Genomic DNA, 25,801 nt, shown 5'->3' with positions numbered 1-25,801 from the left:
TAATAAGCAAGTCACATAGCCTACGCTAGGGTGTGCCCACCCCCAACACCCTAGGATGCACAACGATGAAAAAGATCGCCCTGACCGCCCTGATGCTCTCCAGCCTCTTCGCCGGCACCGCGCTGGCCAGCCAGTACGACCGGCCTGGCTTCGTCACCGAAGTCGAGGACGGCCGTCTGTGGGTATTTCGCGAGAACTCTCAAGAGCTGAAGGACTTCAAGGCCACTGGCGAGCCGGCCAAGCAGTTCACCGACATCGGCAGCGGCCCGGAGGGCATGACGGTCAAATCCGCTGACGAGCAGACCCTCAAGGATTACCTGCAGGCAGTGAAGAATTAATCATGAGACAAGCGTCGGGCGTATGAAAAGACGATGCGCCTGACGCTCGCAGCCGCCTTCGGGCGGCTTTCTTTTGGACTGGACCGAAAGCCTGATGCAGAACACCCCGGCGCTTTCTTTTTCAGAGAGCACGCGGCAATCGCCGAGAAAGGATTGCGTAGCTAAGTCGTTCCAGAACAGCCAACCAAGCATCAGCCGCCGATGATCTTCATCACGGTGACGCCGCCGGAGAAGGCCAGGTCCTGCTTGTCGCCGAGTGCCTTGACCAGCAGACGCTGCAGCGCCGGCAAGGCCTGGTGACGGGGTTTGTCCAGCAGGTCGCCAACGAAGTGGCGGTTGCTCGACGACAGGCAGCCGTGCAACCAGCCGGTAGACGACAGGCGCAGGCGCGAGCAGGTACGGCAGAACGGCACGCTTTCGTTGGCGATCACGCCGAAATGACCGGCACCGGGAATGGCGTAGCGCATCGCCGTGGCATCCACCGGAGCGCTGGCCTGAACATACTGGTGACGGGTGCCGATCAGCTCGAGCAGCTCCGGCAGACCAACGAATTGCTGGTTGAAGGCATTGGGGTCGCGTGCCAGGTGGCCCATGCGCATCAGTTCGATGAAGCGCAACTCGAAACCCCGCTCCAGGCAGTACTCGAGCAGCGGCAGCACCTGATCGAGGTTCTGCCCGCGCAACGGCACCATGTTGACCTTGATCTTCATCCCGGCTTCGCGCGCCGCTTTCATGCCGGCCAACACGGTGGCCAGGTCGCCGCCGCGGGCGATGCTGCGGAAGGCGTCAGCATCGAGGGTATCGAGGGAAACATTCAGGCGGCGAATACCGCATTCGACCAACAGCGGTAGCTTGCGCTCGAGCAACTGGCCGTTGGTGGTCAGGCTGATATCGTCGAGGCCGAGCTGACTGACCTGGCGCAGGAAAGGCTCCAGACGCGTGCTGACCAGCGGTTCACCACCAGTGATGCGCAAGCGCTCGATGCCGGCTGCTTCGATCAGATAAGCCACGCCACGCGCCATGGCGTCGGCGGAGAGTTCGTCCTGAGCGGCGACCAGACGCTTGCCGTTCGGCACACAGTAGGTGCAGGCGTAGTTGCAGGCGGCGGTCAGGCTGACGCGGAGGTTGCGAAAGCGTCTGCCCTGGCGGTCGACGATCATTGAGAGCTCCAGTTCGTTAAGAACCGGAGTATATCGCTATGTCAGCCACGGCACAGTACCGTGGCCGACATGCCAGGTATCAGGCGTCGCGCTTGCGCTTGTTACCCATGCGTACGCCGATGTCCATGAGGAACTGGAAGAAGCCTTCCTGATCCTCGAGCACATTGCTCCAGAACGGCGAGTGATACAGCGCCACGGCGCCGTGCACCAGGGCCCAGGCTGCGCAATAGTGGAAGTACGGCGGCACGTCTTCCAGCTTACCTTCGGCGATGCGGCCCTTGATCAGCTGGGTCAGACGCTCGAAGTTGGAAGCACGGATCTTGTGCAACTGCTCGACCATTTCCGGCACCTGATTGCCCTTGACCACCTTTTCTTCCAGGCGGTCGAACAGCCGATAGCGCTGCGGATCGCGCATGCGGAACTCGAAGTACGCACGCGACAGCGCTTCTTTGTCACGATCCACGTCGGCCGAATGCAGCAGCTCGTTGAGATCACGCTCGTAGTCGAGCATCAGGCGCAGGTAGATCTCCGCCTTGGACTTGAAGTGCTTGTAGATAGTGCCTTTGCCGATACCGACCGCATCAGCGATCATCTCGACAGTAACGCTGTCTTCTCCTTGTTCGAGGAAGAGTTTCAGCGCGGTATCGAGAATTTCTTGCTCGCGGCGACGGAATTCGCGGACCTTACGGGGTTCTTTCTGCATAAAGGGACTACGGGGTCAAAAATCGAAGCCGCTTATTATGCCCAAATGCGGCCAAATTGCACGGATCATCCGACCATGTACGTGTTTCATGATGAGTTCCCCCTGGAAAATGGACTGCGCTATCTGAACCATGCGGCGGTCGCCCCCTGGCCGAAACGCAGCGCTGAAGCGGTGCGGCGGTTCTCGGAAGCGAACGTGACCAGCGGAGCGCGTGACTATCCCGACTGGCTGAAACTGGAGCGTAGCCTACGCGAACGCCTTGTGCGCCTGATGAACGCACCAAGTACCGGTGATATTGCACTGGTCAAGAATACCTCCGAGGCGCTGTCCTTCGTGGCATTCGGCCTGGACTGGCGAGCCGGCGACCAGGTGATCATCAGCGACGAGGAATTCCCTTCCAACCGCATCGTCTGGCTGGCGCTGGCCGCCCAAGGCGTGGAGGTGATCGAAGTCAATCTCAAGGGCGACGATCCGGAAGCAGCGCTGCTCGCCGCCTTCACCCCGCGAACACGCCTGTTGTCGATCAGCGCCGTGCAGTTCGCCAGCGGCCTGCGCCTGGATCTGCCGCGCCTCGGCCGCGGTTGCCGTCAGCACGGCGTGCTGTTCTGCATCGATGCCATCCAGCAGTTGGGCGCCCTACCCTTCGACGTCCAGGCCTACGACTGCGACTTCGCCATGGCCGACGGCCACAAATGGATGCTCGGCCCGGAGGGCCTGGCGGTGTTCTACTGCCGCAGTGCGGTACGCGACCAGCTGAAACTGCACGAGTACGGCTGGCACATGCTGGAGCACGCCGGCGATTACACCCGCCAGGACTGGCAACCGGCCCGCAGTGCACGGCGCTTCGAATGCGGCAGCCCGAACATGCTCGGCGCCTTCGCCCTGGAGGCGAGTTTGTCGTTGCTCGAAGAAGTGGGCATGGAGCGGGTCGGCGCCTTGCTGGAGGAACGGGTGCAGCGCCTTGACGACGGCATTCGCGCATTACCCGGTGCGGTGATTCATAGCCCGCTCGACTCAGCGCGCCGTGCCGGCATTCTCAACTTCAGCCTGGCAGGCTGGGACAACCCCGCGCTGTATCAACGTCTGCGCGAGGAACAGGTGATCTGCGTGCAGCGCGGTCCAGGCGTACGCCTGTCGCCACATTTCTATACCAGCGAGCAGGTGATCGAAGAGACCCTGGGCCTGCTAACCCAGCTGGCAAAAGGGTGAGGACTCAGCAGCGTCCGCGGTATTCCAAATCCGTTTAAAAAACTCAGGCTTTGGCCTGGACGCTCGCTGATCATGGCTAATACTGGAACTTACTGGTGTGCGGCATCTCCCCCCAAGTGCCCCGCCAGCCAAGGTACCGTGGACCGCGTACCTTGATTTACTCCTAATGGTCTTAACCCGGATTCATCCCCCAGAGTCCGGGTTTTTTTTGCTCAGTGGATCGCCGTTCCCGTAGGGTAGGTTAGCCGCCTGTCACGGTCGCTGACTGCTTCACTGGATCTGGGTGCGGCGTAACCCACCATGGTTGCAACGCCTCACATCGCCTGGTGCGCGGCGCCCCCTACGGGCTGTTATGCGTCAGCCACACCAGCCAACGGGAACAAACGCTTGAAGTTGCTCGAGGTCTGCTCGGCCAGGGTCTCGTAGCTGACGCCACGTAGTACGGCCAGGTACTCGGCCACTTCACGCACGTATTGTGGCAGGTTGGGCTTGCCACGATGCGGCACGGGCGCCAGGTAAGGCGAGTCGGTTTCCACCAGCAGACGGTCAGCCGGCACTTGGCGCGCCACCTCGCGCAGCGCTTCGGCATTGCGGAAGGTGACGATGCCGGACAAAGAGATGTAGAAACCGATGTCCAGCGCGGCCTTGGCCATCTCCCAGTCTTCGGTGAAGCAATGCAGCACGCCGGCCTGCGGCAGCGCCGCTTCGCGCAACAACGTCAGGGTGTCGGCGCGAGCCTCGCGGGTATGCACGATTACCGGCTTGCCCGTAATGCGCGCTGCCTCCAGATGCAGACGGAAGGAGGCCTGCTGCAGCGCAGCGGATTCCGGCTCGTAGTGGTAATCCAGACCGGTCTCACCAATGGCCACCACTTTTGGATGTGCCAGCTCGCCCAGTAGCCAGTCCAGCGCAGGCTCGGCGCCCGGCTCGAGATCCAGCGGATGCACGCCCACCGAGCAATCGACATCGGCATAGCGCTCGGCCAGGCCCTTGACCGTGGCGGCGTTGTCAGCGCTGACGCCAATACACAGGAAATGCCCGACGCCGGCTGCGCGCGCTGCATCAAGAGCAGCATCCAGCGAGCCGCCATGGGCAGCGAGGTCGAGACGATCAAGGTGGCAATGGGAGTCGATCAGCACAGCAGGAGAACTCGGGCAAATGGAAAGCCCGAATTGTAATCGAAAGTGGCAGGCGCCTGGACGCTCTGGGGGAGATGCTTCGGCCGCGAAGACAGTGAACTCGCGGCCAGCGGGTTACATGGTGTGAGTCGGCCGGTCGGACTTCAGCGCGCCAGCGAGGTAGGTTTCGATCTTGTTGCGAGCGGTGTTATCGCCATCGTTGAACTGCACGCCGACACCGGCAGCACGGTTGCCCTGGGCGCCTTTAGGGGTGATCCACACCACCTTGCCGGCCACCGGAATCTTCTCCGGCTCATCCATCAGGTTAAGCAGCATGAACACTTCGTCACCGAGCTTGTAGCTCTTGTTGGTGGGAATGAAGAGGCCGCCATTCTTGATGAAAGGCATGTAGGCCGCGTACAACACGGACTTGTCCTTGATGGTCAGGGACAGAATTCCGTTACGGGGACCCAGATTGGGTGGCAGGCTCATCAGCGCATTCCTAGCGTTTATTGCTTAATGGCTGATTCTAGGGCTTGTTCATGCTCATGCGCAAACAACCGGGCGGCAGGCAGCCAGCAGAATGTGACGCCCTGCCGAATCCGACTCTCGCACCAGTCAGCCGCGATCCTGTCCTGGCAAGGCGGCCCACTGCACCAGCAAGGCTTCCAGTAGCAGCACACGATTGAGGTTGGCTTTACCCATCACCTTCTGCCTTTGCGCGAGCAGCCATTCCTGAATCGCCAATACCTTGGCCTGCGCGCTCTTGTCCGCCAGGTACTGCACCACCTTGCGCATATCGACCTGGCCCAGGCCTTGCTCATCCTTGGTCAGTTGGTAGCGCAACATCAGTTGCGCCCAGTCGCAGAACCAGTCGAACAGCAGATTCAGCGGCAGTGAGTTCCAGCTTTCCGCCAGTTGGCTCGGGGAGACCTGCTGCTTGAGCAGTTTCTTCACGCCCTCCACAGCCTGCGCACGCTGCTCGCGCACGCCTTGCGCCTGCAAACGCACGGCGGCCAGTGGCGAACCCGCCGCCAGAGTCAGCAGATCGCTTCGTTCATCGTCACCCAGTTCGGGCAGTGCCTGGGCCAGCCAGGCCAGGCTCATCGCCTCGCTCGGCAATGGGCAGGCCTGCTGCACGCAGCGACTCTTGATGGTCGGTAGCAGGCGGCTGGGCTGGTGGCTGATGAGCAGCAGCACGGTATTGCCGGAGGGTTCTTCCAGGCTTTTCAGCAGCGCGTTGGCGGCGTTGAGGTTCATCGCCTCGGCCGGCTCCAGCAGCACAACCTTGCGCCCACCGAGCTGCGCGGTCTGCACCACGAAGTCGACCAGCTCACGCACCTGATCGACCTTGATCGGCTTGTCCGCCTCCTCGGGCTCCAGCACGTAGTTGTCCGGGTGAGTACCGGCAGCCAACAGATGACAGGATTTACAGTTGCCACAGGCATCCAGCCCATTCGGGTTCTGGCACAGCAGGCGCGCCATCAGGCGCTCGGCCAACACACGCTTGCCGATGCCGGCCGGACCATGCAGCAGGTAGGCATGGGCGTGCTGGCTACGCCCGGCGAGTTGCTGCCAGAGCGCTTGTTGCCAGGGATAGACATCAGCCACGGCAAGCCTCCAGCAGACTCGGCAGCAAGGCATCGATATCGGCCTGCACCTGAGCCAGGGTCTGCCCCGCGTCCAGCACGCGATATCGTTGTGGCGCCTGCTCGGCGCGCTGCAGATAGGCCTGACGTACCGCTTCGAAGAAGCCACGGCCTTCCTGCTCGAAACGATCCAGGCGACCGCGAGCCGCGGCGCGAGCCAGACCGATCTCCACCGGCAGATCGAAAATCAGCGTCAGATCAGGGCGCAGCTCGCCCTGAACGAACTGCTCCAGTTGCGCGATACGTTCGATGGAAAGACCCCGACCACCGCCCTGGTAGGCGTAGGTGGCATCAGTGAAACGGTCGCACAGCACCACGCTGCCCTTGGCCAGAGCCGGACGAATGACCTGCTGCAGATGCTGGGCACGGGCAGCGAATACCAGCAGCAACTCGGCATCGGCGGCCATCGGCTCATCGCTCGGATCAAGCAGCAATTCACGGATCCGCTCGGCCAGCGGCGTGCCGCCGGGTTCACGAGTCAGCAGCACATCGATGCCCTGCTCGCGCAGGCGCTCGGCCAGATATTCGCGATTGGTGCTTTTGCCGGCGCCTTCCGGGCCTTCCAGGGTAATAAACAGACCAGTCACGGGTTGCCCTTATTCGGTTTCGGCCGCCGCGCGTGGCGCGGGGCTGGAGCGGTAGTCGGCGCGACGCTTGAGCTGGTATTCGCGCACCGCGCGGTTGTGCTCGGCCAGGGTGTTGGAGAACACATGGCTACCGTCGCCTCGCGCGACGAAATACAGGGTGGTGCCATCAAGCGGGTTGAGCGCCGCGTGAATCGCCTCGCGGCCGACCATGGCGATCGGCGTCGGCGGCATGCCGTCGATGGTGTAGGTGTTGTAAGGCGTTGGCGTACGCAGGTCGGCGCGGGTGATGCGGCCGTTGTAGCGCTCGCCCATGCCGTAGATGACGGTGGGGTCGGTCTGCAGGCGCATGCCCATGCGCAGGCGACGCACGAACACGCCGGCAATCTCGCCGCGCTCTTCGGGTACACCGGTTTCCTTCTCGATCATCGAGGCCATGATCAACGCGTCGTACGGCTCGCGATAGGGCAAACCCTCGGCGCGCTTCTGCCACTCTTCTGCCAACACGCTCTCAAGACGGACGTTGGCCTGCTTGAGCAGGTCCTCGTCGCTCATACCACGCACGTAGCGATAGGTATCGGGGAAGAAACGCCCTTCCGGGTTCTGCCCGGCCAGGCCCAGGCGCTCCATCAACTGGGCATCGCTGAGATCGGCCAGGCGCTGCTCCAGACGCTCCTGGCGAGCCAGAGCGGCGCGCACCTGGCGGAAGTTCCAGCCCTCGACCAGGGTCAGGCTGTACTGCACCACCTCACCGCGTTGCCACAGGCCGAGCATGTCTCGCGCAGTTTGCTGCGGCAGCAGGCGGTATTCGCCGCTGTGCATGGCCGGAGCCCGCAGGTTGAAGCGCCAGTAAAGGCGCAGCCAGAAGGCGTTGTCGATCACGCCCTCCGCCTCCAGGCGATTGAGCAGGCCGCTCGGCGTGGCGCCGGACGGCACCTCCAGGAGTCTTTCCTCAGTCAGATGCAGAGGCTGCTCCAGCGCTCTCTGCTGCTGCCAGGCGGCCCCCACGACGAGCAGCGCAGCCAGTAGCACGCCGCACTCAAGCAGCACCAGGATCTTGCGTAGCACCAGTTATTTACTCAGTAGGTCGCAGACGATGGCCTGCAGTTTACGGGTGAGCGGCCCGACCGACCAGTGTCGCTCTTGCAATGCCCGCACAGGCCAGATGCCGTAAAGGCTGTTGCAGAGAAAGACTTCATCGGCATCCAGCAGTTCGTCGAAGGAAATATCGCGTAACTCGACAGTCAGCCCGAGCAACTGCGCCTGCTGCAGGATCTCGGCACGCATCACGCCGGACACGCCACAGCGCGACAGATCGGCCGTCACCAGCCCGCCGTCGACGACCAGGAACAGGTTGCTGTACACGCCCTCGATGACCCGACCACTGCTGTCACGCATCAGGCCCTCGGCGTGCTCGGCGTCCTGCCATTCGGCGCGCGCCAGTACCTGCTCCAGGCGGTTGAGGTGCTTGAGCCCGGCCAGCAAGGGCTGCTCGGCCAGACGCGTCACACAAGGGAAGAGACGAACACCCTGCTCGGTATGGACGGCAGGGTACTGCGGCAACGGCGCCGCCTGCAGGATGCGCAGCGGCTGGCAGGGCTGCGGCGGCGCGTAGCCGCGCTGACCTTCGCCACGGGTGACGATCAGCTTGGCCACGCCGTCGCCCAGTTGCCTGGCGAAAGCCTGCAACTCGCTGTTCATCAGCATCAGATCGAGGGGAATGGACAAACGCCGGCAGCCCTCAGCCAGGCGCGCCATATGCCGCGCCAACAGCGGGATGCGTCCGCCACGAACGGCGATGGTCTCGAACAGACCATCGCCGTAAGCCAGGCCACGGTCACGAACCGACAACTGCTCGCCGGGCGCACCGTTGACCCAGCTCAGCATCAGCCGTTGAACCGACGGAACAGCAGCGAGCCGTTGGTACCGCCGAAGCCGAAGGAGTTCGACAGCGCGATTTCGATCGGCATGGCTTTGGCCTGGTGCGGCACGAAGTCCAGGTCGCAACCTTCGTCGGGCTCATCCAGGTTGATGGTGGGCGGTGCCACCTGATCACGGATCGCCAGAATGCTGAAGATCGCCTCCACCGCGCCCGCTGCACCGAGCAAGTGACCGGTCATGGACTTGGTCGAGCTGACCGACAGTTTGTAGGCATGCTCACCGAACACGCTCTTCACTGCCGCGGCTTCGGCCAGGTCGCCCGCCATGGTCGAGGTGCCATGGGCGTTGATGTACTGCACCTGATCGGCATTGATACCGGCATCACGCAGGGCAGCCGCCATGCAGCGCGCCGCACCTGCGCCATCCTCGGGTGGTGAGGTCATGTGGAAGGCGTCTCCGCTCATGCCGAAGCCGATCAGCTCGGCATAGATGGTGGCACCACGCGCCTTGGCGTGTTCCAGCTCTTCCAGCACCAGGGCGCCGGAGCCGTCGGACAGGACGAAGCCATCACGGCCCTTGTCCCATGGACGGCTGGCCCTGGTCGGCTCGTCATTGCGAGTCGACAGCGCACGCGCCGCACCGAAGCCGCCCATGCCCAGGCCGCAGGCCGCCATCTCGGCGCCACCGGCGACCATCACGTCAGCTTCGCCATAGGCGATGTTGCGTGCGGCCATGCCGATGCAGTGAGTACCGGTGGTACACGCCGTGGCGATGGCGTAGTTAGGCCCCTGCAGACCCAAATGGATCGACAGGAAACCGGAAATCATATTGATGATCGAGCCCGGCACGAAGAACGGCGAAATGCGCCGTGGCCCCTGCTCGTGCAACGATTTGCAGTTGTTCTCGATATTGGTCAGGCCACCGATGCCGGAGCCCATGGCCACACCGATACGCTCACGATTGGCGTCAGTGATGTCCAGGCCGGAATCACGCACGGCCTGAAAGCAGGCAGCGAGACCGTACTGGATGAAAAGGTCGAGCTTGCGCGCCTCCTTGGCGGAGAGATATTCCTCGACGTTGAAGCCCTTTAGCGACCCGCCAAAACGGGTGGAGTAGGCCGACAGGTCCATGTGCTCGATCAGGCCGATGCCACTGCGCCCGGCCAAAATGCCCTGCCAGCTGCTCGGCACATCGTTACCCAGCGGCGACAGCATGCCCATACCGGTAACCACGACGCGTCTACGCGACACAGCAATCTCCTCTTGTTCTACTCAGGCGCCACATGCGCCTTGCACGTAAAGAAAAACCGCACGCCTGATTAGGGCAGTGCGGCTTTTCTCGATCAGAAAGCTGACTGTGACTTATTGCGCGTGGGCAGTCACGTAGTCGATAGCTTCCTGAACGGTGGTGATTTTCTCAGCTTGCTCGTCCGGGATCTCGGTCTCGAATTCTTCCTCGAGAGCCATCACCAGCTCAACGGTGTCAAGAGAGTCGGCACCCAGGTCTTCAACGAAGGAAGCGCTGTTGGTTACTTCCTCTTCCTTGACGCCAAGTTGCTCAGCAACGATTTTCTTGACGCGTTCTTCGATGGTGCTCATACCTTGTTTTCACTCCTATTGGACAAATCCAGGCAGCTGGTAGCGGCCAAGTGTATAGAAAGGGTTTTTAGCATTTCAAGCTGAATGCCGGGGAGCCCCCAGGAACACTTCAACGATCTGTCTATAAACCTGTTGCAGCTTTATAACGGATTTTAGACAGCGACTATGACAGTTTTCTGATGGCTCGCGTCACATTCGAGAGCCTCCGGACATTCGGAGGCGCCCTTTTTAGCTCATGTACATACCGCCATTCACCGGGATAGTAGCCCCAGTGACGTAACCTGCGCCATCAGAAGCCAGGAAACCGACCACCTTGGCGATCTCTTCGGCCTGACCCAGACGGCCCAGCGGAATCTGCGTCAGTAGGGCGTCACGCTGGCCTTCCGGCAGCTCACGGGTCATATCGGTGTCGATGAAACCTGGAGCCACCGAGTTGACCGTGATACCACGCGAACCCACTTCACGCGCCAGGGCACGACTGAAACCTTCCAGACCGGCCTTGGCGGCAGCGTAGTTGACCTGACCGGCATTGCCCATCGCACCGACCACGGAGCCGATGTTGATGATGCGCCCGAAACGTGCCTTGGTCATGCCACGCAGCACAGCCTTGGACAGACGGTAGAGGCTGTTCAGGTTGGTATTGATGACATCATGCCATTCGTCGTCCTTCATCCGCAGCATCAGGTTATCGCGGGTGATGCCAGCGTTGTTGACCAGGATCAGCGGCTGACCAAGATGTTGCTGGATATGTTCGAGGGTGGTGGCAACCGATTCGTCATTGCTTACGTCGAGCACCAGGCCGGCGCCTTCGACACCATTGGCCTTGAGGGTTTCCGCGATGCGCTCGGCACCCGAGGCGCTCGTAGCAGTGCCGATGACGATGGCGCCCTGACGACCCAGTTCCAGGGCGATTGCCTGACCGATGCCACGGCTGGCGCCGGTGACCAGCGCGACCTTACCTTGCAGACTCATGTTCGTTCTCCTTTCTCAAGCCAACGCAGCGCGAGCAGCGGCGAAAGCTTCGGGGGTATCCAGGTTGTAAGTGTTGATGCCTTTGACACAGCGCTTGTTCAGGCCGCCCAGCACCTTGCCAGGACCGCACTCGACCAGATCGGTCACACCCTGCTCTGACAGCCGCACCATCGACTCGACCCAGCGTACCGGGCTGTAGAGCTGCGCCAGCAGATCAGCCTTGAGAGTGGCCAGATCGGACACCACGGCGGCACTGACGTTCTGCACCAGCGGGATCTGCGGCGCCTGCCAGTTCAGCGCCTCGACCGACTCGGCGAAACGCTCGGCGGCCGGCTTCATCAGGGCGCAGTGCGACGGCACACTGACCGGCAGCGCCATGGCGCGCTTGGCACCACGAGCCTTACACGCCTCGATGGCACGCTCGACGGCAGCTGCGCTGCCGGCGATAACCACCTGGCCAGGGGCGTTGAAGTTGACCGCGCTGACTACATCGCCCTGCGCGGCTTCGACACAGGCGGCCAGTACGTCGGCATCTTCCAGACCGAGGATGGCGGCCATGCCGCCCTGCCCGGCCGGCACAGCCTGCTGCATCAGTTGACCACGACGTTCTACCAGCTTCACCGCATCAGCAAAGGCGATGCTCCCTGCGGCGACCAGCGCGGAATATTCACCCAGGCTATGACCGGCAACGAAAGCCGGCCTGGCACCGCCATCGGCCTGCCACAGACGCCACAGGGCGATGGAAGCAGTGAGGATGGCCGGCTGGGTCTTGTCGGTCTGGTTCAGTTGCTCTTCCGGACCTTGCTGGGTCAGTGCCCAGAGGTCGTAGCCGAGCGCTTCGGACGCCTCGCCGAAAGTATCGAGCACCAGCTTCTGCTGGGCGCCGTGGTCGGCAAGCATGGCCAGGGCTTGCGAGCCTTGGCCGGGGAAGACGAATGCGAGGGATGCAGACATGAATAAGTCCCTTGAGTCGAAAAACCAACGCCAGGCGAGCCTGGCGCAGCAAGCTGACAGTTGGATGACAGGCTGCGTGCCGCGGTCACATTCCGCCACAGCCCATGCCCTGAAAACGTGACGAGTTTACAGCAACAAGTCCTCGAGGCGACCATGCAGTCGCTGCGGCAAATTCTCCTGCACCTCGCGCAGCGCACAGCGAATGGCACTCTGAAAGCTTTCCTGACCAGCCGCACCATGACTCTTGACCACGATGCCCTGCAGCCCGAGAAAGCTCGCACCATTGTGCCGTGCCGGCGCCAGATCAGCCTTGAGGCGGCGCAGCAGCGGCATCGCCAGGGCACCAATCGCCTGGGCGAACAACCCCTCGCTGAACAGCGTCTCGACCCGACCGGTGATCATCCTGGCCAGGCCTTCGCTGGATTTGAGCAGGATATTGCCAACGAAACCGTCGCACACCACGACATCGGCTTCGCCGCGATACATGCCGTCACCCTCTATGTAGCCGATGAAGTTCAGCCCATGCGCCTGCTGCAGCATATTGGCCGCCAGCTTGACCTGCTGATTGCCCTTGATGTCTTCGGTACCGACATTGAGCAAGGCGACCCGCGGCCGAGACACGCCCAGCGTCTCGGCCGCCACAGCGCCCATGATCGCGAACTGATAGAGGTGCTCGGCACTGCAATCGACATTGGCGCCCAGATCCAGCAGGTAGCAGTGACCGCGCTCGGTGGGAATCGGGCTGACCATGGCCGGCCGATCGATACCCGGCAGCGTCTTCAGCACGTAACGCGACAGCGCCATCAGCGCTCCGGTATTGCCGGCACTGACGCAGGCATGCGCCTGGCGCTGACGCACCAGCTCCAACGCCACGCGCATCGAGGCATCGGGCTTGCCGCGCAGCGCCTGAGCCGGACGTTCGTCCATGGCGATCACTTCACTGGCGTGATGAACCTGCAGGCGCGAGCGATCGACGCCGGACTGGCGAGCGAGCTGTTCTTCGATGAGGGGAGCTTGGCCGACGAGGGCCAGGTGCAACGAGGGGAACTCGGCCAGCGCAGAAATGCAGGCCGGAACAATGCAGTGGGGACCGAAGTCCCCACCCATTGCATCAATCGCGATGATCGAGGCAGACAAGGATTACTCGTCAGCGCCCTTGTCGATCACTTTGCGACCGCGGTACACGCCTTCCGGAGAAACGTGGTGGCGCAGGTGAACTTCACCGGTGCTCTTCTCTACGGACAGGGTGCTGGCCTCGAGGGCGTCGTGCGAACGACGCATGTCGCGGGCGGAACGGGATTTTTTGTTCTGCTGAACAGCCATAACTCATTAACTCCTAAACGTTTGGGTCACGCTTTAACTGCGCCAATACACTGAACGGGTTGGACCGCGATACCTCGTCCTCGCCCGGCTCGGGCTCATCGAGACCGCCCGGCTGCTGGCAATCACCTGGGGCATGAGCAGGAACGATGGGCAAGGCGAGAAGCAACTCTTCCTCGACCAGACCAAGCAGCTCCAGCGGCTCTTCGCCCACTTCCAGCACGTCGTAGCCCTTCGGCAAGGACTGAGTGTTCGCTCCAACCCGAACCACGGCGTATTCACATTCGCTGCGGATGGGTAGCGCGACCAGCTCCAGACAACGCTGGCAGACCATTTTGACCTCAACCTCGAGCTCACTGCGGATAACCACGGTTTTCTGCTCGTCACGGGCGAAATGAAACTTCGCCTGCACCACACCCGCCGTATCGGCAAGCGGGTCGCAGAGACGCGGCAGGCTGGCCAGTTCGAGCTGCCCTTCGAGGGTAGCTTCGCGGTCGGCTAGCTTGCGCGGATCAACGTGAGGTGGAATCGGCCCATTCAACATAGGCGCAGCATTCTAGGGATGCACCCTGCCCATGTCAAAGGAAATTCGGCCTGTCTTCGAATGGTGTCGATCAGTAGAATTCCTCGCTCATCTATATAAAGGAAGAGAACATGCCCGCGCTGCTGCTCGCCTCCAGCTCACCCTATCGCCGCGAGCTGCTCGAACGCCTGCAACTGGCCTTTACCTGGCAGTCACCGAGCATCGATGAAAGCCGCCGCGAGAGTGAAGCAGCCATCGACCTGGTCAAGCGCCTGGCCGAAGAAAAGGCCCACGCCCTCGCCGCCAGCCATCCTGACCACCTGATCATCGGCTCGGACCAGGTCGCCGTACTCGGCGATGGACAAATACTCGGCAAGCCCCACAACCTGCCGAGAGCCCAGCAACAGCTGCGCGCCGCCAGCGGCAGCAGCGTCACCTTCCTCACCGGCCTGGCACTCCTCAACTCGAACACCGGCAAATGCCAGGTCGAATGCGTGCCCTTCACCGTGCACTTTCGCCAACTCAGCGATGAGCAAATCCTGCGCTACCTGCAGCGCGAACAGCCGTTCGACTGCGCCGGCAGCTTCAAATCGGAAGGCCTGGGCATCAGCCTGTTTCGCAGCACCGAAGGAGAGGACGCCACCAGCCTGATCGGCCTGCCGCTGATTCGCCTGGTGGACATGCTACTGAACGAAGGCGTCGAGATTCCTTGAGAGGGCGTCTACAAAATGGCTGCACTTGGCAATACTGCGTTGAAAACGATCTCGAAATGCTCATTTACAGCACGTAAACTCCGCTTTCTCGATCATTTTCGCCTTGTCTTGCCTTCGTTCGCCTATCTTGTAAACACTCTCTGAGCCCTCAATGAAGAAGGCCCGCTCAGCGGGCCCTCCCTTTACCTGTCAGCGCAGCGTCGGCCCCTGGAAGCCCATCCACAACGCGATGCGATCCGCCACACTGGTACCCAGTCGCTTGGCGAAGCGATCAAATGGCGTATCACGCTGAGTGAAGTCGACCATCTCTTTCTGACCAATCACCTCGCGCGCCACATAACTGGCACTACCCAGCGCATCGACCAAACCCAACTGCAGCGCCTGCTCACCCGACCAGACCAAGCCCGAGAACAGTTCGGGATGCTCGTCCGCCTTGAGACGCTCACCACGCCCCTTCTTCACGCTTTCGATGAACTGGCGATGCGTGGTGTCCAGCACCCCTTTCCAGAAGCGGGTTTCCTCTTCTTTCTGTGGCTGGAACGGATCGAGAAATGCCTTGTGCTCGCCCGAGGTATAAACCCGGCGCTCCACACCAAGCTTCTCCATGGTTTCGACGAAGCCGAAACTGGCTGCCGTGACACCGATGGAGCCGACCAAGCTGGCTTTGTCGGCATAGATCTCATCAGCCGCACTGGCGATGTAGTAGGCACCGGAGGCACCCAGATCACTGATCACCGCATAGACCTTGGTCTGCGGATATTCGCCGCGCAAACGACGGATCTCGTCATAGATGTAGCCAGACTGCACCGGACTGCCGCCCGGGCTATTGATGCGCAGGATCACACCTTTGGTATTGGTGTCTTCGAAGGCAGCACGCAGACTGCCCACCACCTTGTCGGCACTGGCCTCTTCACGGTCAGCGATCATGCCGCGAATTTCGATCAGCGCGGTATGCGCCTCAGTGGTTGAGGCTTTTTTCAGGTCGAGCACCGGCAGCACCAGCGCCAGCGCACCGAACAGATAGATAAAGGTCAGCAGCTTGAAAAAGATGCCCCAGCGACGCGAGCGACGCTGCTCCTGAACACTGGAAAGCAGTGCCTTTTCCAGCAACTTCCAGCTTTTGGCATCCTCGCCCGACGAAGACGATGACTTCCACTCATCCGACATGCTCACTCACCTCTGCAGGACGCTGCGCATGACGGCCTTCCAGCCATGCACGCAGCTCATTGAATTCATTGATCGCCAAACGCGGCGAGCACTCGCGCAGCACCGACAACGGCTGCGCACCGAAACCTACCGCCACGGCATCCATCCCGGCATTGCGCGCCATCAGCAGATCGAAGGTCGAATCCCCCACCATCAGCGCGCGCTCGGGCTGCACCCGGCAATGCGCAAGAATCTCATGCAGCATCAGCGGATCGGGCTTGCTTGCCGTCTCGTCGGCGCAACGGGTGATATCGAAGTAATCCAGCCAACCCTTGTCAGCCAGCACCCGATGCAACCCATTTCGCCCCTTGCCGGTGGCCACGGCAAGACGATAACCCTGATCACGAAAGACCTCGAGCGACTCGCGCACCCCCCCGAACAGTGGCGACGGCTCGGTTTCCAGCGCCAGATACTGCTCGCTGTAGGCACGCCGGATGGTTTCGATTCGCAGCGGCTCATCGAGTTCCGGGTAAAGCGTGCGAATCGCCACACCCAGCTCCAGACCAATGATCCCGCGCACCGCGACATCGGTGCAGCGCGGAACGCACGCCACATCGGCAGCACGGTGCATGGCCTCGACGATACGGCCGATGGAATCCACCAGCGTGCCGTCCCAATCGAAAATCAGTAGCTGATAATCAGGCACTCAGACGCTCCAGGGTCTTCGCCCACATCTCATCCACCGGCGCCTCGAGCTTCAGCACGCCGCCATCGGGCAGCGGCACGTGCAACTCGTAGGCATGCAGGAACAGCCGCTTGCCGCCCAGCTCGCGAATCTCGCGGGAGAAGTCGTCGTCGCCGTATTTGCTGTCACCAGCGATACCATGACCCGCGTATTGGGCGTGCACACGAATCTGATGGGTACGACCAGTGATCGGCCTGGCTTCGACCAGCGTGGCGAACTCACCGAAACGGCGCAGCACGCGAAATACCGTGAGCGCCTCCTTGCCCTCGGGATTCACCTCGACCATACGCTCGCCGGAGCGCAGGTTGCTTTTCAGCAGCGGCGCGGCGATCTGCTTCTTGGCGGTCGCCCAGTGGCCGCGCACCAGCGCCATGTAGCGCTTGTCCACGCCATCGCCGCGCAATGCCTCATGCAGATGGCGCAGCATGCTGCGCTTCTTGGCGATCATCAGCAGGCCGGACGTATCACGATCGAGGCGGTGCACCAGCTCCAGATCCTTGGCATCGGGACGCAACTGGCGAAACGCCTCGATCACGCCGTAATTCAAGCCGCTGCCACCATGCACGGCGATACCGGCCGGCTTGTTCAGCACGATCAGCGCCTTGTCCTCATAAACGATGGCGGCTTCTAGGCGCTGCAGCAGCCCCTGCGCCAGCGGCTCGGGCTCATCGCGCTCGGCCAAGCGCAGCGGCGGCACGCGCACCACGTCACCAGCCTGGAGCTTGTACTCGGGCTTGATCCGCCCCTTGTTAACCCGCACTTCGCCCTTGCGCAGAATGCGGTAAATCAGGGTCTTGGGCACGCCCTTGAGCTGTGTCCTGAGGAAGTTGTCGATGCGTTGGCCGGCGAGTTCCGGTGCAACCTCGATCAGCTGAACGCCGGAGGTTGGAGAGGCAGGAGTAGTCATCGCGCAATCATAACAATTTTTTATGGAATTGAAGCACTTAATCATTGCTGCTATAGTCGCGAACGCCGCCAAAAGCGGCCTGGCTTGCGGATGAATGCCAAACTTGCCATCCCCTGCCCGCGCAAACGTATTTGGACGTGAGGCCGTCCGACGGATTCTTCAGGTTAGAAAGGCCGCAAAAGGCCACGAAGACTTCGGAAATAAAGCCTTGAGTATGATGCGCGATTCGCCCACCGGGCGGTCGCGGTAACTGACAACCGCTGCGGAATCCGCGCGCGGCACCCGATTTTCAGCGATACGTGTAGGGTGGAGATGTACAACTGTCGGACTGCGTAGCATATCGCTTGATCAAAGACGCCTCATCTCGTCCGCTACCGCCAGTTGATTCCTCTTCCTGACTGAGTGCTTTCTGTCACCACAGCAAGCAGGAGACGTCCGTCGCGACCGCGGCCTGATAATGGCTGACCGTCGCTAGACAGTGGAACGATTTACGACCGTTTCTGACGCGCCTGACACCGACCCTGAGAGTCGTGTGTGCCTAACGTGGCTTCCGCTAGCCCCGGAACCCATTGGTACCACATGAAAAGAATGCTAATTAACGCGACTCAGCCTGAAGAGTTGCGTGTTGCCCTGGTAGATGGCCAAAAACTCTACGACCTGGACATCGAGTCCGGCGCCCGCGAACAAAAAAAGGCCAACATCTACAAAGGCCGTATCACCCGCGTTGAACCCAGCCTCGAAGCCGCCTTCGTCGACTTCGGCTCCGAACGCCACGGCTTCCTCCCCCTCAAAGAAATCTCCCGCGAATACTTCTCCAAGGCCCCTGAAGGCGGCCGCGTCAACATCAAGGACGTGCTCAAGGAAGGCCAGGAAGTCATCGTCCAGGTCGAGAAAGAAGAACGCGGCAACAAGGGCGCAGCCCTGACCACCTTCATCAGCCTGGCCGGTCGTTACCTGGTGCTGATGCCGAACAACCCACGTGCTGGTGGCATCAGCCGCCGTATCGAAGGCGAAGAGCGCAACGAATTGCGTGAAGCGCTGAATGGCCTTAACGCTCCGGCCGACATGGGCCTGATCGTGCGCACTGCCGGCCTCGGCCGCTCCAGCGAAGAAATGCAGTGGGACCTCGACTACCTGCTGCAACTGTGGAGCGCCATCAAGGAAGCCTCCACCAGCCGCCCTGCCCCGTTCCTGATCTATCAGGAATCCAACGTCATCATCCGCGCCATCCGCGACTACCTGCGCCAGGACATCGGCGAAGTGCTGGTCGATAGCGTCGAAGCCCAGGAAGAAGCCCTGAGTTTCATCCAGCAGGTGATGCCGCAGTACGCCAGCAAGATCAAGCTGTACGAAGACAGCGTGCCGCTGTTCAACCGCTTCCAGATCGAAAGCCAGATCGAAACCGCCTTCCAGCGTGAAGTGAAACTGCCGTCCGGTGGTTCCATCGTCATCGACCCGACCGAGGCCCTGGTTTCCATCGACATCAACTCGGCGCGCGCCACCAAGGGCAGCGACATCGAGGAAACCGCGCTGCAGACCAACCTGGAAGCGGCCGAAGAAATCGCCCGCCAACTGCGCCTGCGTGATATCGGCGGCCTGATCGTCATCGACTTCATCGACATGACCCCGGCCAAGAACCAGCGCGCCGTCGAAGAGAAGGTGCGTGAAGCCCTGGAAGCCGACCGCGCCCGCGTTCAGGTCGGCCGCATCTCGCGCTTCGGCCTGCTGGAAATGTCCCGTCAGCGCCTGCGTCCGTCCCTCGGCGAGACCAGCGGCATCGTCTGCCCGCGCTGCAACGGTCAAGGCATCATCCGTGACGTCGAATCCCTGTCGCTGGCCATCCTGCGCCTGATCGAAGAAGAAGCGCTGAAGGATCGCACCGCCGAAGTCCGCGCTCAGGTACCGATCCCGGTCGCCGCCTTCCTGCTCAACGAGAAGCGCAACTCGATCACCAAGATCGAACTGCGCACCCGTGCGCGTATCGTGATCCTGCCGAATGATCACCTGGAAACCCCGCATTTCGAAGTGCAGCGCCTGCGTGACGACAGCCCGGAAGCCCTGAGCGGCCAGACCAGCTACGAAATCGCCGCCACCGCAGAAACCGAAGAAACCGCTGCCCAGCCGGCCGCCGCCACGCGCACCCTGGTTCGCCAGGAAGCCGCGATCAAGGCCGCACCGCGCAGCAGCGCCCCGGTCGCTGCCGAGCCTCAAGCACCGCTGGCTCCGACCAAAGCGCCTGAACCGAGCCTGTTCAAGGGCCTGGTGAAGTCTCTGGTCAGCCTGTTCGCCGGCAAGGAAGAAGAAGCCAAACCTGCAGTAGTCGAGAAGAAGAACAACGAGCGTCCGCCGCGCGAAGAGCGCCGCAACGGTCGTCAGCAGAGCCGTAACCGTGGCGGTCGCCGCGATGACGAGCGCAAACCTCGTGAAGAGCGCGCCCCGCGTGAAGAGCGTCAGGCCCGTGAACCGCGTGAAGAACGCCAACCTCGCGAAGAGCGTGCCCCGCGTGAAGAACGCGCCCCACGTGAGCCGCGCGAAGGTCAGGAAAATCGCCGTGAGCGCAAGCCGCGCGAAGAACGCGCCCCGCGTGAAGAGCGCGTGCGTGAACTGCGTGAACCACTCGATGCCGATGCTGGTAACGAGCAACGCGAAGAGCGTGCCGAGCGCCAGCCGCGCGGTGAACGTCAGGAGCGTCAGCGTCAACCGCGTGAAGAGCGTCAGCCGCGTGCCGAGCAAACCGAGGCCCTGCAGGACGAAGCACTGCCGAACGAAGAGCAGATGCAGGACGATGAGCAGGACAGCAACGATGGCGAGCGTCCACGTCGCCGTTCCCGCGGTCAGCGTCGTCGCAGCAATCGTCGCGAACGTCAGCGTGATGCCGATGGCAACCTGATCGAGAGCGCCGAGAACAGCGAAGCTGCCGGTAACGACGCCCAGGCCGTCACCCCGGTTGCCGTGGCTACTGCCGCCGCCGTGGTTGCAGAAAGCGTCGATAGCAGCGAAGCCATTGCCAGCGAGGCTCCGGTCAGCGAGGCTCCGGCCGTCGAAGCACCCTCTGTTCAGGTTGAAGAAGCCCCTGCTGCTCAACCGGTGGAGGCGCAAGCCGAGGCTGCTGTGAGTGAAGTGGTCGAAGCCGCTCCGGCCACAGAGAAAGCAGTTGAAGCAGAACCGGTCGCAGTCGAAACCCCTGCTGCCGTTGAAGCGCCAGTTGCCGAACCGGTCGCTCAAGCTGAGCCGACTGTCGAAGTCGCCCAGGAGCCTGCTCCGGCACCGGTCGAACAAGCATCTGCTGCCGCACCGATTCCAGCCAATGCCACTGGCCGTGCGCCGAACGACCCGCGCGAAGTGCGTCGTCGTCAGCGTGAAGCTGAGCGCCTGGCGCGCGAAGCTGCACAGGCCGCCGCTGCAGCCCCGGCTGTAGAAGCTGCCCCAGTAGTCGACGCCGCTCCGGTCGCTGAAGCAAGCGCCCCGGCAGAAGCCGAAGCCGCTATAGTCGAAACAGCTCCTGTAGTCGAGCCGGTCGCTGAAGCCGAAGCCACCTCTGTCGTCAGCGAGCAAAGCGTGAGCGAAGCGGTAGAGCAAGCGCAGCCGGAAGAAGAAACTCAAGCCGACAAGGAGGAGGTCAAGCCTCAGGCTTGACCCTTCTGCGGTAACAAAAAAGGGGATGCCTAGGCATCCCCTTTTTCATTTCCGTCACTGGTAGCCCGGATGCAATCCGGGAGCGGCATTCACCGGTTCACGTCCGCCCCACCGATCAAAGCACGTTGGGTTCGATTTCCAGCGTTACGCCAAAACGCGCCAGGATATCGGCCTGGATACGCTGCGCCAGCCGCAGCAGCTGCGCACCCGTGGCGTTGCCGTAGTTGACCAGCACCAGCGCCTGCAAACGATGCACGCCGGCATCGCCCTCACGCGCGCCCTTCCACCCTGCCCGCTCGATCAGCCAACCGGCGGCCAGCTTGGCCAGGCCAGCTCCAGCCGGATAGCTGACCAGATCGGCATGCTCGGCGCGAATACGCTCGGCCAGTTCGAATGGCACCACCGGATTCTTGAAGAAGCTGCCGGCGTTACCCAGCTCGGCGGGATCTGGCAGCTTTTCGCTGCGAATGGCGCAGATCGCCCGGCTGACATCGCTTGCAGTCGGTGCCTCGATGCCCATCTCAGCCAGGCGCTGACGCACCGGACCGTAATCCAGACGCAGCGAAGCCAGACGGCTCAGACGAAAGCGCACGCGCAGGATCAACCAGCGCCCGGCTTCGCGCTTGAACAGACTGTCGCGGTAGGCGAAGGCGCATTCTTCCAGCGCGAAGTCGCGCAGCTCGCCGGTGTGCCGATCCAGAGCGGTCAGGCCGGCGAACAGATCCTTGATCTCCACACCATAGGCGCCGATGTTCTGCATCGGCGCAGCGCCGACGGTGCCGGGAATCAGACTGAGGTTTTCCAGGCCATTGAGGCCCTGCGCCAGACTCCATTGCACGAAGGGATGCCAGGGCTCACCAGCTTCGGCCTCCACCAGCACCTGCTCGCCGTCGTCCTCGAGGATACGAATACCACGGCTGGCCATGCGCAGCACCAGCGCCTCGACATCGCGGGTCAGCAGCAGGTTGCTGCCACCGCCGATCACCAGCAGCGGCAAGCCCTGCTGATTTGCCAGGTTCAGCGCCTCGCGCACATCGTCATCATCGTGGGCTTCGGCGAAACGCCGTGCATGCACATCGACACCGAAGCTGTTGAAGGCCTTGAGCGACACGTCGCTCTGCAGATTCAGACTCACAGGCGTCCCCTGATCTCGATCAGCAACGCGTCACTGGCCTGTTCGATCAGGTCCAGCACCTGCTCGAAGCCATCCTCGCCGCCGTAGTAGGGATCGGGCACCTCATCCAGTGCCAGTTCATACCGACGCAAGTACAGATCCAGATCGGCACGTGCGTCGGCCGGGCGCAGCGCCTTGAGGTTGCGCAGGTTGCTCTGGTCCATGGCCAGGATCAGGTCGAAGCGCTGAAAGTCGGCGACCTCGACCTGCCGTGCACGCTGCGCCGACAGGTCATAACCACGGCGCAGCGCGGCCTGACGGGTGCGGCTGTCCGGCGCCTTGCCGACGTGCCAGTCACCGGTGCCGGCCGAGTCAACCTGCACGCGATCTTCCAGCCCTGCGGCACGCAACTTGTGGCGGAAGACGCCCTCGGCCGTGGGCGAACGACAGATGTTGCCCAGGCAGACGAACAGAACCTTCATCAGGCCCCCAACAGGTGGCGCACCCGCTCCAGGTCTTCGGCGGTATCCACACCGGCGGCCGGCGCTTCGAGGGCATCGGCGACATGGATGCGCACGCCGTGATATAGCGCGCGCAGTTGCTCCAGGCACTCGGTGTCTTCCAGCCAGCACGGGCCCCAGGCGACGAAGTCACGCAGGAAGCCCGCGCGGTAGGCGTAGATGCCGATATGACGGCGATAAGGCACGCCCTGCGGCAGCACATCGCGACTCTTGGCGAAGGCGTCTCGCGCCCAGGCCAGCGGCGCGCGGCTGAAGGTCAGGGCCAGGCCATTCTTGTCGGCGACCACCTTGACCACATTGGGGTTGAACAGCGCGACGACATCCTCGATGGGCTCGGCCAGGGTGGCGATGCCTGCCTGCGGGTTGGCAGCCAGGTTGGCCGCCACCTGATCGATGATCGATGGGGGAATCAGCGGCTCGTCACCCTGCACGTTGACCACGATGGCATCGGCCGGCAGGCCGAGCTGGGTAGCCACTTCGGCCAGGCGGTCGGTGCCGGAGTTGTGATCCTCGCGGGTCAGCAGCACCTCGGCGCCGAAAGCCTTACAGGCCTCGACGATGCGCGCATCGTCGGTGGCGATCACCACGCGGCTGGCCGAACTCTTCTTCGCCTGCTCCCAGACATGCTGCACCATGGGCTTGCCAGCGATGTCCTGCAGCGGCTTGCCGGGCAGGCGGGTGGAGGCGTAGCGGGCGGGAATAACGACGGTGAAGGCTGCGCTCATTTACTTGTCCAGACGCTCGTCGGTGGTCAGGGTGCGCGCTTCGCTTTCCAGCATTACCGGAATGCCGTCGCGGATCGGGTAGGCCACGCCAGCGCCCTTGCTGATCAGTTCGGTCTTGTCTTCGGAGAGCTGCAGCGGGCCCTTGCAGATCGGGCAGGCGAGAATGTCGAGCAGTTTAAGGTCCATGGTGGAATCCTTGCTGGGGTCATCAGGACCCCGGTATGAGGCGGGCCAGCTCTCCATCCAGCCAGTCGACGAAAGCCGGCGTGGGCACGGCGTCGACGGCCAGGTACCACCAGTCGGTGGCGGCGAAGGCCCGGCATTTCACCGCATCCTTTTCCGTCATCAGCAGGGGCAGCGGCGGCTCGAAGCTGAGCTGAGCGGCATCGTACTGGGCATGGTCGGCAAAGGGGTGCGGAACCGGCCGCCAGTTTAGCGCTTCGAGGGTATTGAAGAAACGCTGCGGGTTGCCGATGCCAGCCACCGCATGCACGGCCTGACCGGGCGACAGATGATCGAGGCCGACGCGCTCACCGCTGACCAGATTGACCAGTGCGGTCGGCTGCAGGCGAAAGGCGTAGCCATCGGCGCGATCCGCCTCGGCGCCGTTGAACAGCACGGCGTCCACCTCACTGAGACGCTCGACCGGCTCACGCAGTGGCCCGGCCGGCAGGCAGCGGCGATTACCCAGGCCACGGGCGGCATCGATCAGCACCAGCTCCAGGTCACGCGCCAGACGGTAGTGCTGCAGGCCATCGTCGCAGAGGATCAGATCCAGTGGTTCTTCGGCCAGCAGCGCACGCACGGCGCGACTGCGATCCGGGTCGATCATCAAGGGCACGCACGTACGCTGGACGATCAACAGCGGTTCGTCGCCGGCCTGTGCGGCCGATTGATCGGCTCGCACCCGCCACGGCAGGCTCGGCGGCGTGGCGCCATAGCCACGACTGACCACGCCGACCTTGAGGCCACGAGCGCGGCAGTGTTCGATGAGAAAGAGGATCAGCGGCGTCTTGCCCGTGCCACCCACGGTGATGTTGCCCACCACCAGCACCGGCACCGGGGCGCGGTAGATATCACCCTCGCCGACCAAGAAACGCCTGCGCTTGCTCTGCACCACGCGACGGTACAGCCACTCCAGCGGGCGCAGCAGCGCCAGCGCCGGGTGGCCGCGATACCAGGCCTCGAGCAAGCGATCAGCAGCGCTCACTTAAGGATTTTCCTGTGCTTCCACCGTGGTGATGCGCAGGTGCGAGAAGCCCAGCTTGCCGGCCGCATCCATGGCGGTGATCACCGCCTGGTGCGGGGTCTTGCCATCGGCACTGATGATCAACGGCAGGCTGTTGTCACCGTCGGATTCCTTCTGCAGCGCCGCCATGAGGTTAGTCAGGTTGCTTTCCAGCAGCGCCTTGCCATTGACCGAGTAGGCGCCATCGGCGCCGATCAGCACCTCGACCTGCTTCAGTTCGGTCTGCTCGGGCGGCGTGCCACTGGCTGCCTCGGGTAGGTCGACCTTGAGCTGGGTCTCGCGGGTGAAGGTGGTGGTGACCACGAAGAACAGCAGCAGGATGAATACCACGTCGATCAACGAAGCCAGGTTGATCTCGACGTTCTCCCGCGGTTTGCGCCGGAATTTCACGCCTTGCCCTCACCCAGGTCGACGTCGCGATCACCCTGGACCATTTCCACCAGCTTGATCGCTTCCTGCTCCATGCCGACCACCAGCTCGTCGACGCGACGCTGCAGGTAGCGGTGGAAGAACAGCGCCGGGATCGCCACCATCAGGCCGGCTGCTGTAGTGATCAACGCCTTGGAGATACCACCGGCGAGCATCGGCGCGTTGGCCATGCCCGAGCCCATGAAGGAGCTGAAGATCTCGATCATGCCCAGCACGGTGCCGAGCAGGCCGAGCAGCGGCGCGATGCCGGCAATGGTGCCAAGGGCATTGAGATAGCGTTCCAGCTCGTGGATGACGCGGGCAGCGGCCTCCTCGATACACTCCTTCATGATCTCGCGACCATGCTTGGAGTTGGCCAGGCCGGCGGCGAGAATCTGCCCCAGCGGCGAGTCCTCACGCAGCTCCTTGAGCCTCTGGTTGTTGAGTTTCTTGTCCTTGATCCAGCGCCACACTTGAGCCAGCAGATTGGCCGGGGTGACGCGGGCGGGCCGCAGGGTCCACAGGCGCTCGGCGACGATGCCGGCAGCAGCGATGGAACAGAGAATGATCGGCAGCATCATCCAGCCGCCAGCTTTGACCAGTTCCCACACGGTAGAGAATCCCCCTC

General features: G+C 62.5%; 29 protein-coding genes. 4 read left to right on the top strand and 25 right to left on the bottom strand.

What is annotated here, in order from left to right; all coding sequences use genetic code 11:
* Positions 1-65 precede the first annotated feature (65 nt).
* On the top strand, positions 66-338 hold the full coding sequence (locus BM186_RS06495) for a hypothetical protein (protein WP_074913998.1): 273 nt from the start codon (positions 66-68) through the stop codon (positions 336-338).
* Between the two features lie 191 nt (positions 339-529).
* On the opposite strand, the gene BM186_RS06490 is transcribed toward BM186_RS06495, so the two are convergent.
* Entirely contained in the window at positions 530-1,498 is a 969-nt protein-coding gene (locus BM186_RS06490; RefSeq protein WP_074913997.1) for a GTP 3',8-cyclase MoaA, read from the bottom strand.
* Between the two features lie 79 nt (positions 1,499-1,577).
* Positions 1,578-2,201: a TetR/AcrR family transcriptional regulator gene (locus BM186_RS06485; RefSeq protein WP_003461933.1), complete on the bottom strand. Its 624-nt coding sequence runs from the start codon at positions 2,199-2,201 to the stop codon at positions 1,578-1,580.
* A gap of 75 nt (positions 2,202-2,276) precedes the next feature.
* Between BM186_RS06485 and BM186_RS06480 the strand changes: the two genes are divergently transcribed.
* Positions 2,277-3,410, top strand: a complete 1,134-nt coding sequence (locus tag BM186_RS06480; protein ID WP_074913995.1) for an aminotransferase class V-fold PLP-dependent enzyme — start codon at positions 2,277-2,279, stop codon at positions 3,408-3,410.
* 350 nt (positions 3,411-3,760) lie between these two features.
* On the opposite strand, the gene BM186_RS06475 is transcribed toward BM186_RS06480, so the two are convergent.
* The 13 genes from BM186_RS06475 to BM186_RS06415 all read right to left on the bottom strand — a co-directional run bounded on the left by BM186_RS06475 (position 3,761) and on the right by BM186_RS06415 (position 14,030).
* Positions 3,761-4,549, bottom strand: a complete 789-nt coding sequence (locus BM186_RS06475; protein WP_074913994.1) for a TatD family hydrolase — start codon at positions 4,547-4,549, stop codon at positions 3,761-3,763.
* A gap of 114 nt (positions 4,550-4,663) precedes the next feature.
* Entirely contained in the window at positions 4,664-5,020 is a 357-nt protein-coding gene (locus tag BM186_RS06470) for a PilZ domain-containing protein (RefSeq protein ID WP_003245164.1), read from the bottom strand.
* 126 nt (positions 5,021-5,146) lie between these two features.
* Positions 5,147-6,139 (bottom strand): DNA polymerase III subunit delta', encoded by a 993-nt coding sequence (locus BM186_RS06465; RefSeq protein WP_074913993.1) that lies wholly within the window; start codon positions 6,137-6,139, stop codon positions 5,147-5,149.
* A complete protein-coding gene (gene tmk, locus BM186_RS06460; protein WP_059391794.1) occupies positions 6,132-6,764 on the bottom strand; it encodes a dTMP kinase in 633 nt (210 codons plus the stop codon). The genes BM186_RS06465 and tmk overlap by 8 nt, the downstream gene beginning before the upstream one ends.
* Before the next feature lie 9 nt (positions 6,765-6,773).
* Positions 6,774-7,829 carry an endolytic transglycosylase MltG gene (gene mltG, locus BM186_RS06455; RefSeq protein WP_074913992.1) on the bottom strand — a complete coding sequence of 352 codons (1,056 nt, stop codon included), beginning with the start codon at positions 7,827-7,829 and terminating at the stop codon, positions 6,774-6,776.
* Between the two features lie 3 nt (positions 7,830-7,832).
* Entirely contained in the window at positions 7,833-8,648 is an 816-nt protein-coding gene (gene pabC / locus BM186_RS06450; protein WP_074913991.1) for an aminodeoxychorismate lyase, read from the bottom strand.
* Positions 8,648-9,892, bottom strand: a complete 1,245-nt coding sequence (gene fabF / locus BM186_RS06445; RefSeq protein ID WP_074913990.1) for a beta-ketoacyl-ACP synthase II — start codon at positions 9,890-9,892, stop codon at positions 8,648-8,650. Before fabF ends, pabC begins: the two co-directional genes overlap by 1 nt.
* A gap of 111 nt (positions 9,893-10,003) precedes the next feature.
* On the bottom strand, positions 10,004-10,240 hold the full coding sequence (gene acpP, locus BM186_RS06440) for an acyl carrier protein (RefSeq protein ID WP_003245177.1): 237 nt from the start codon (positions 10,238-10,240) through the stop codon (positions 10,004-10,006).
* 228 nt (positions 10,241-10,468) lie between these two features.
* Complete coding sequence (fabG, locus tag BM186_RS06435) at positions 10,469-11,212, bottom strand: 3-oxoacyl-ACP reductase FabG (protein WP_003245179.1); 744 nt, start codon at positions 11,210-11,212, stop codon at positions 10,469-10,471.
* 15 nt (positions 11,213-11,227) lie between these two features.
* Positions 11,228-12,166 carry an ACP S-malonyltransferase gene (fabD, locus tag BM186_RS06430; protein ID WP_074913988.1) on the bottom strand — a complete coding sequence of 313 codons (939 nt, stop codon included), beginning with the start codon at positions 12,164-12,166 and terminating at the stop codon, positions 11,228-11,230.
* A 126-nt stretch (positions 12,167-12,292) separates the two neighbouring features.
* Positions 12,293-13,303, bottom strand: a complete 1,011-nt coding sequence (gene plsX, locus BM186_RS06425; protein ID WP_074913987.1) for a phosphate acyltransferase PlsX — start codon at positions 13,301-13,303, stop codon at positions 12,293-12,295.
* A 3-nt stretch (positions 13,304-13,306) separates the two neighbouring features.
* Positions 13,307-13,489 carry a 50S ribosomal protein L32 gene (rpmF, locus tag BM186_RS06420; RefSeq protein ID WP_003245185.1) on the bottom strand — a complete coding sequence of 61 codons (183 nt, stop codon included), beginning with the start codon at positions 13,487-13,489 and terminating at the stop codon, positions 13,307-13,309.
* Between the two features lie 13 nt (positions 13,490-13,502).
* Positions 13,503-14,030 (bottom strand): YceD family protein, encoded by a 528-nt coding sequence (locus tag BM186_RS06415; RefSeq protein WP_074913985.1) that lies wholly within the window; start codon positions 14,028-14,030, stop codon positions 13,503-13,505.
* Between the two features lie 110 nt (positions 14,031-14,140).
* Here BM186_RS06415 and BM186_RS06410 point away from each other — a divergent pair, with 110 nt between their 5' ends.
* Entirely contained in the window at positions 14,141-14,722 is a 582-nt protein-coding gene (locus tag BM186_RS06410; RefSeq protein WP_074913983.1) for a Maf family protein, read from the top strand.
* Between the two features lie 189 nt (positions 14,723-14,911).
* On the opposite strand, the gene sppA is transcribed toward BM186_RS06410, so the two are convergent.
* The 3 genes from sppA to rluC are packed head-to-tail and all read right to left on the bottom strand — an operon-like array spanning position 14,912 to position 17,520.
* Positions 14,912-15,889 (bottom strand): signal peptide peptidase SppA, encoded by a 978-nt coding sequence (gene sppA / locus BM186_RS06405; protein WP_072425929.1) that lies wholly within the window; start codon positions 15,887-15,889, stop codon positions 14,912-14,914.
* Complete coding sequence (locus BM186_RS06400; RefSeq protein ID WP_074913981.1) at positions 15,879-16,574, bottom strand: HAD-IA family hydrolase; 696 nt, start codon at positions 16,572-16,574, stop codon at positions 15,879-15,881. The genes sppA and BM186_RS06400 overlap by 11 nt, the downstream gene beginning before the upstream one ends.
* On the bottom strand, positions 16,567-17,520 hold the full coding sequence (rluC, locus tag BM186_RS06395) for a 23S rRNA pseudouridine(955/2504/2580) synthase RluC (protein WP_017677613.1): 954 nt from the start codon (positions 17,518-17,520) through the stop codon (positions 16,567-16,569). The genes BM186_RS06400 and rluC overlap by 8 nt, the downstream gene beginning before the upstream one ends.
* A 579-nt stretch (positions 17,521-18,099) precedes the next feature.
* Here rluC and rne point away from each other — a divergent pair.
* Positions 18,100-21,156 carry a ribonuclease E gene (rne, locus tag BM186_RS06390; protein WP_074913980.1) on the top strand — a complete coding sequence of 1,019 codons (3,057 nt, stop codon included), beginning with the start codon at positions 18,100-18,102 and terminating at the stop codon, positions 21,154-21,156.
* A gap of 115 nt (positions 21,157-21,271) precedes the next feature.
* Here the strand turns inward: rne and murB are convergent, their stop codons facing one another.
* Genes murB through BM186_RS06355 form a run of 7 tightly spaced genes read right to left on the bottom strand, consistent with a single transcriptional unit; the run spans position 21,272 to position 25,784 of the window.
* A complete protein-coding gene (gene murB, locus BM186_RS06385; protein ID WP_074913978.1) occupies positions 21,272-22,291 on the bottom strand; it encodes a UDP-N-acetylmuramate dehydrogenase in 1,020 nt (339 codons plus the stop codon).
* A complete protein-coding gene (locus tag BM186_RS06380) occupies positions 22,288-22,752 on the bottom strand; it encodes a low molecular weight protein-tyrosine-phosphatase (RefSeq protein WP_074913977.1) in 465 nt (154 codons plus the stop codon). The genes murB and BM186_RS06380 overlap by 4 nt, the downstream gene beginning before the upstream one ends.
* On the bottom strand, positions 22,752-23,516 hold the full coding sequence (gene kdsB, locus BM186_RS06375) for a 3-deoxy-manno-octulosonate cytidylyltransferase (RefSeq protein WP_074913975.1): 765 nt from the start codon (positions 23,514-23,516) through the stop codon (positions 22,752-22,754). The genes BM186_RS06380 and kdsB overlap by 1 nt, the downstream gene beginning before the upstream one ends.
* Entirely contained in the window at positions 23,517-23,702 is a 186-nt protein-coding gene (locus tag BM186_RS06370) for a Trm112 family protein (RefSeq protein ID WP_003245207.1), read from the bottom strand.
* Positions 23,703-23,724: 22 nt separating this feature from the next.
* Positions 23,725-24,726 carry a tetraacyldisaccharide 4'-kinase gene (gene lpxK, locus BM186_RS06365; RefSeq protein WP_074913974.1) on the bottom strand — a complete coding sequence of 334 codons (1,002 nt, stop codon included), beginning with the start codon at positions 24,724-24,726 and terminating at the stop codon, positions 23,725-23,727.
* The gene (locus BM186_RS06360) at positions 24,727-25,155 is read right to left on the bottom strand and encodes an ExbD/TolR family protein (RefSeq protein WP_074913972.1); all 429 of its coding nucleotides are present in this window, start codon (positions 25,153-25,155) and stop codon (positions 24,727-24,729) included.
* A complete protein-coding gene (locus BM186_RS06355) occupies positions 25,152-25,784 on the bottom strand; it encodes a MotA/TolQ/ExbB proton channel family protein (protein ID WP_074913971.1) in 633 nt (210 codons plus the stop codon). The genes BM186_RS06360 and BM186_RS06355 overlap by 4 nt, the downstream gene beginning before the upstream one ends.
* Between the last annotated feature and the right edge of the window lie 17 nt (positions 25,785-25,801).

Source organism: Ectopseudomonas toyotomiensis (genome assembly GCF_900115695.1).
In the GTDB taxonomy this organism is placed as follows: Bacteria; Pseudomonadota; Gammaproteobacteria; order Pseudomonadales; family Pseudomonadaceae; genus Aquipseudomonas; species Aquipseudomonas toyotomiensis.
This window is presented reverse-complemented; position numbering and strand designations above follow the sequence as displayed.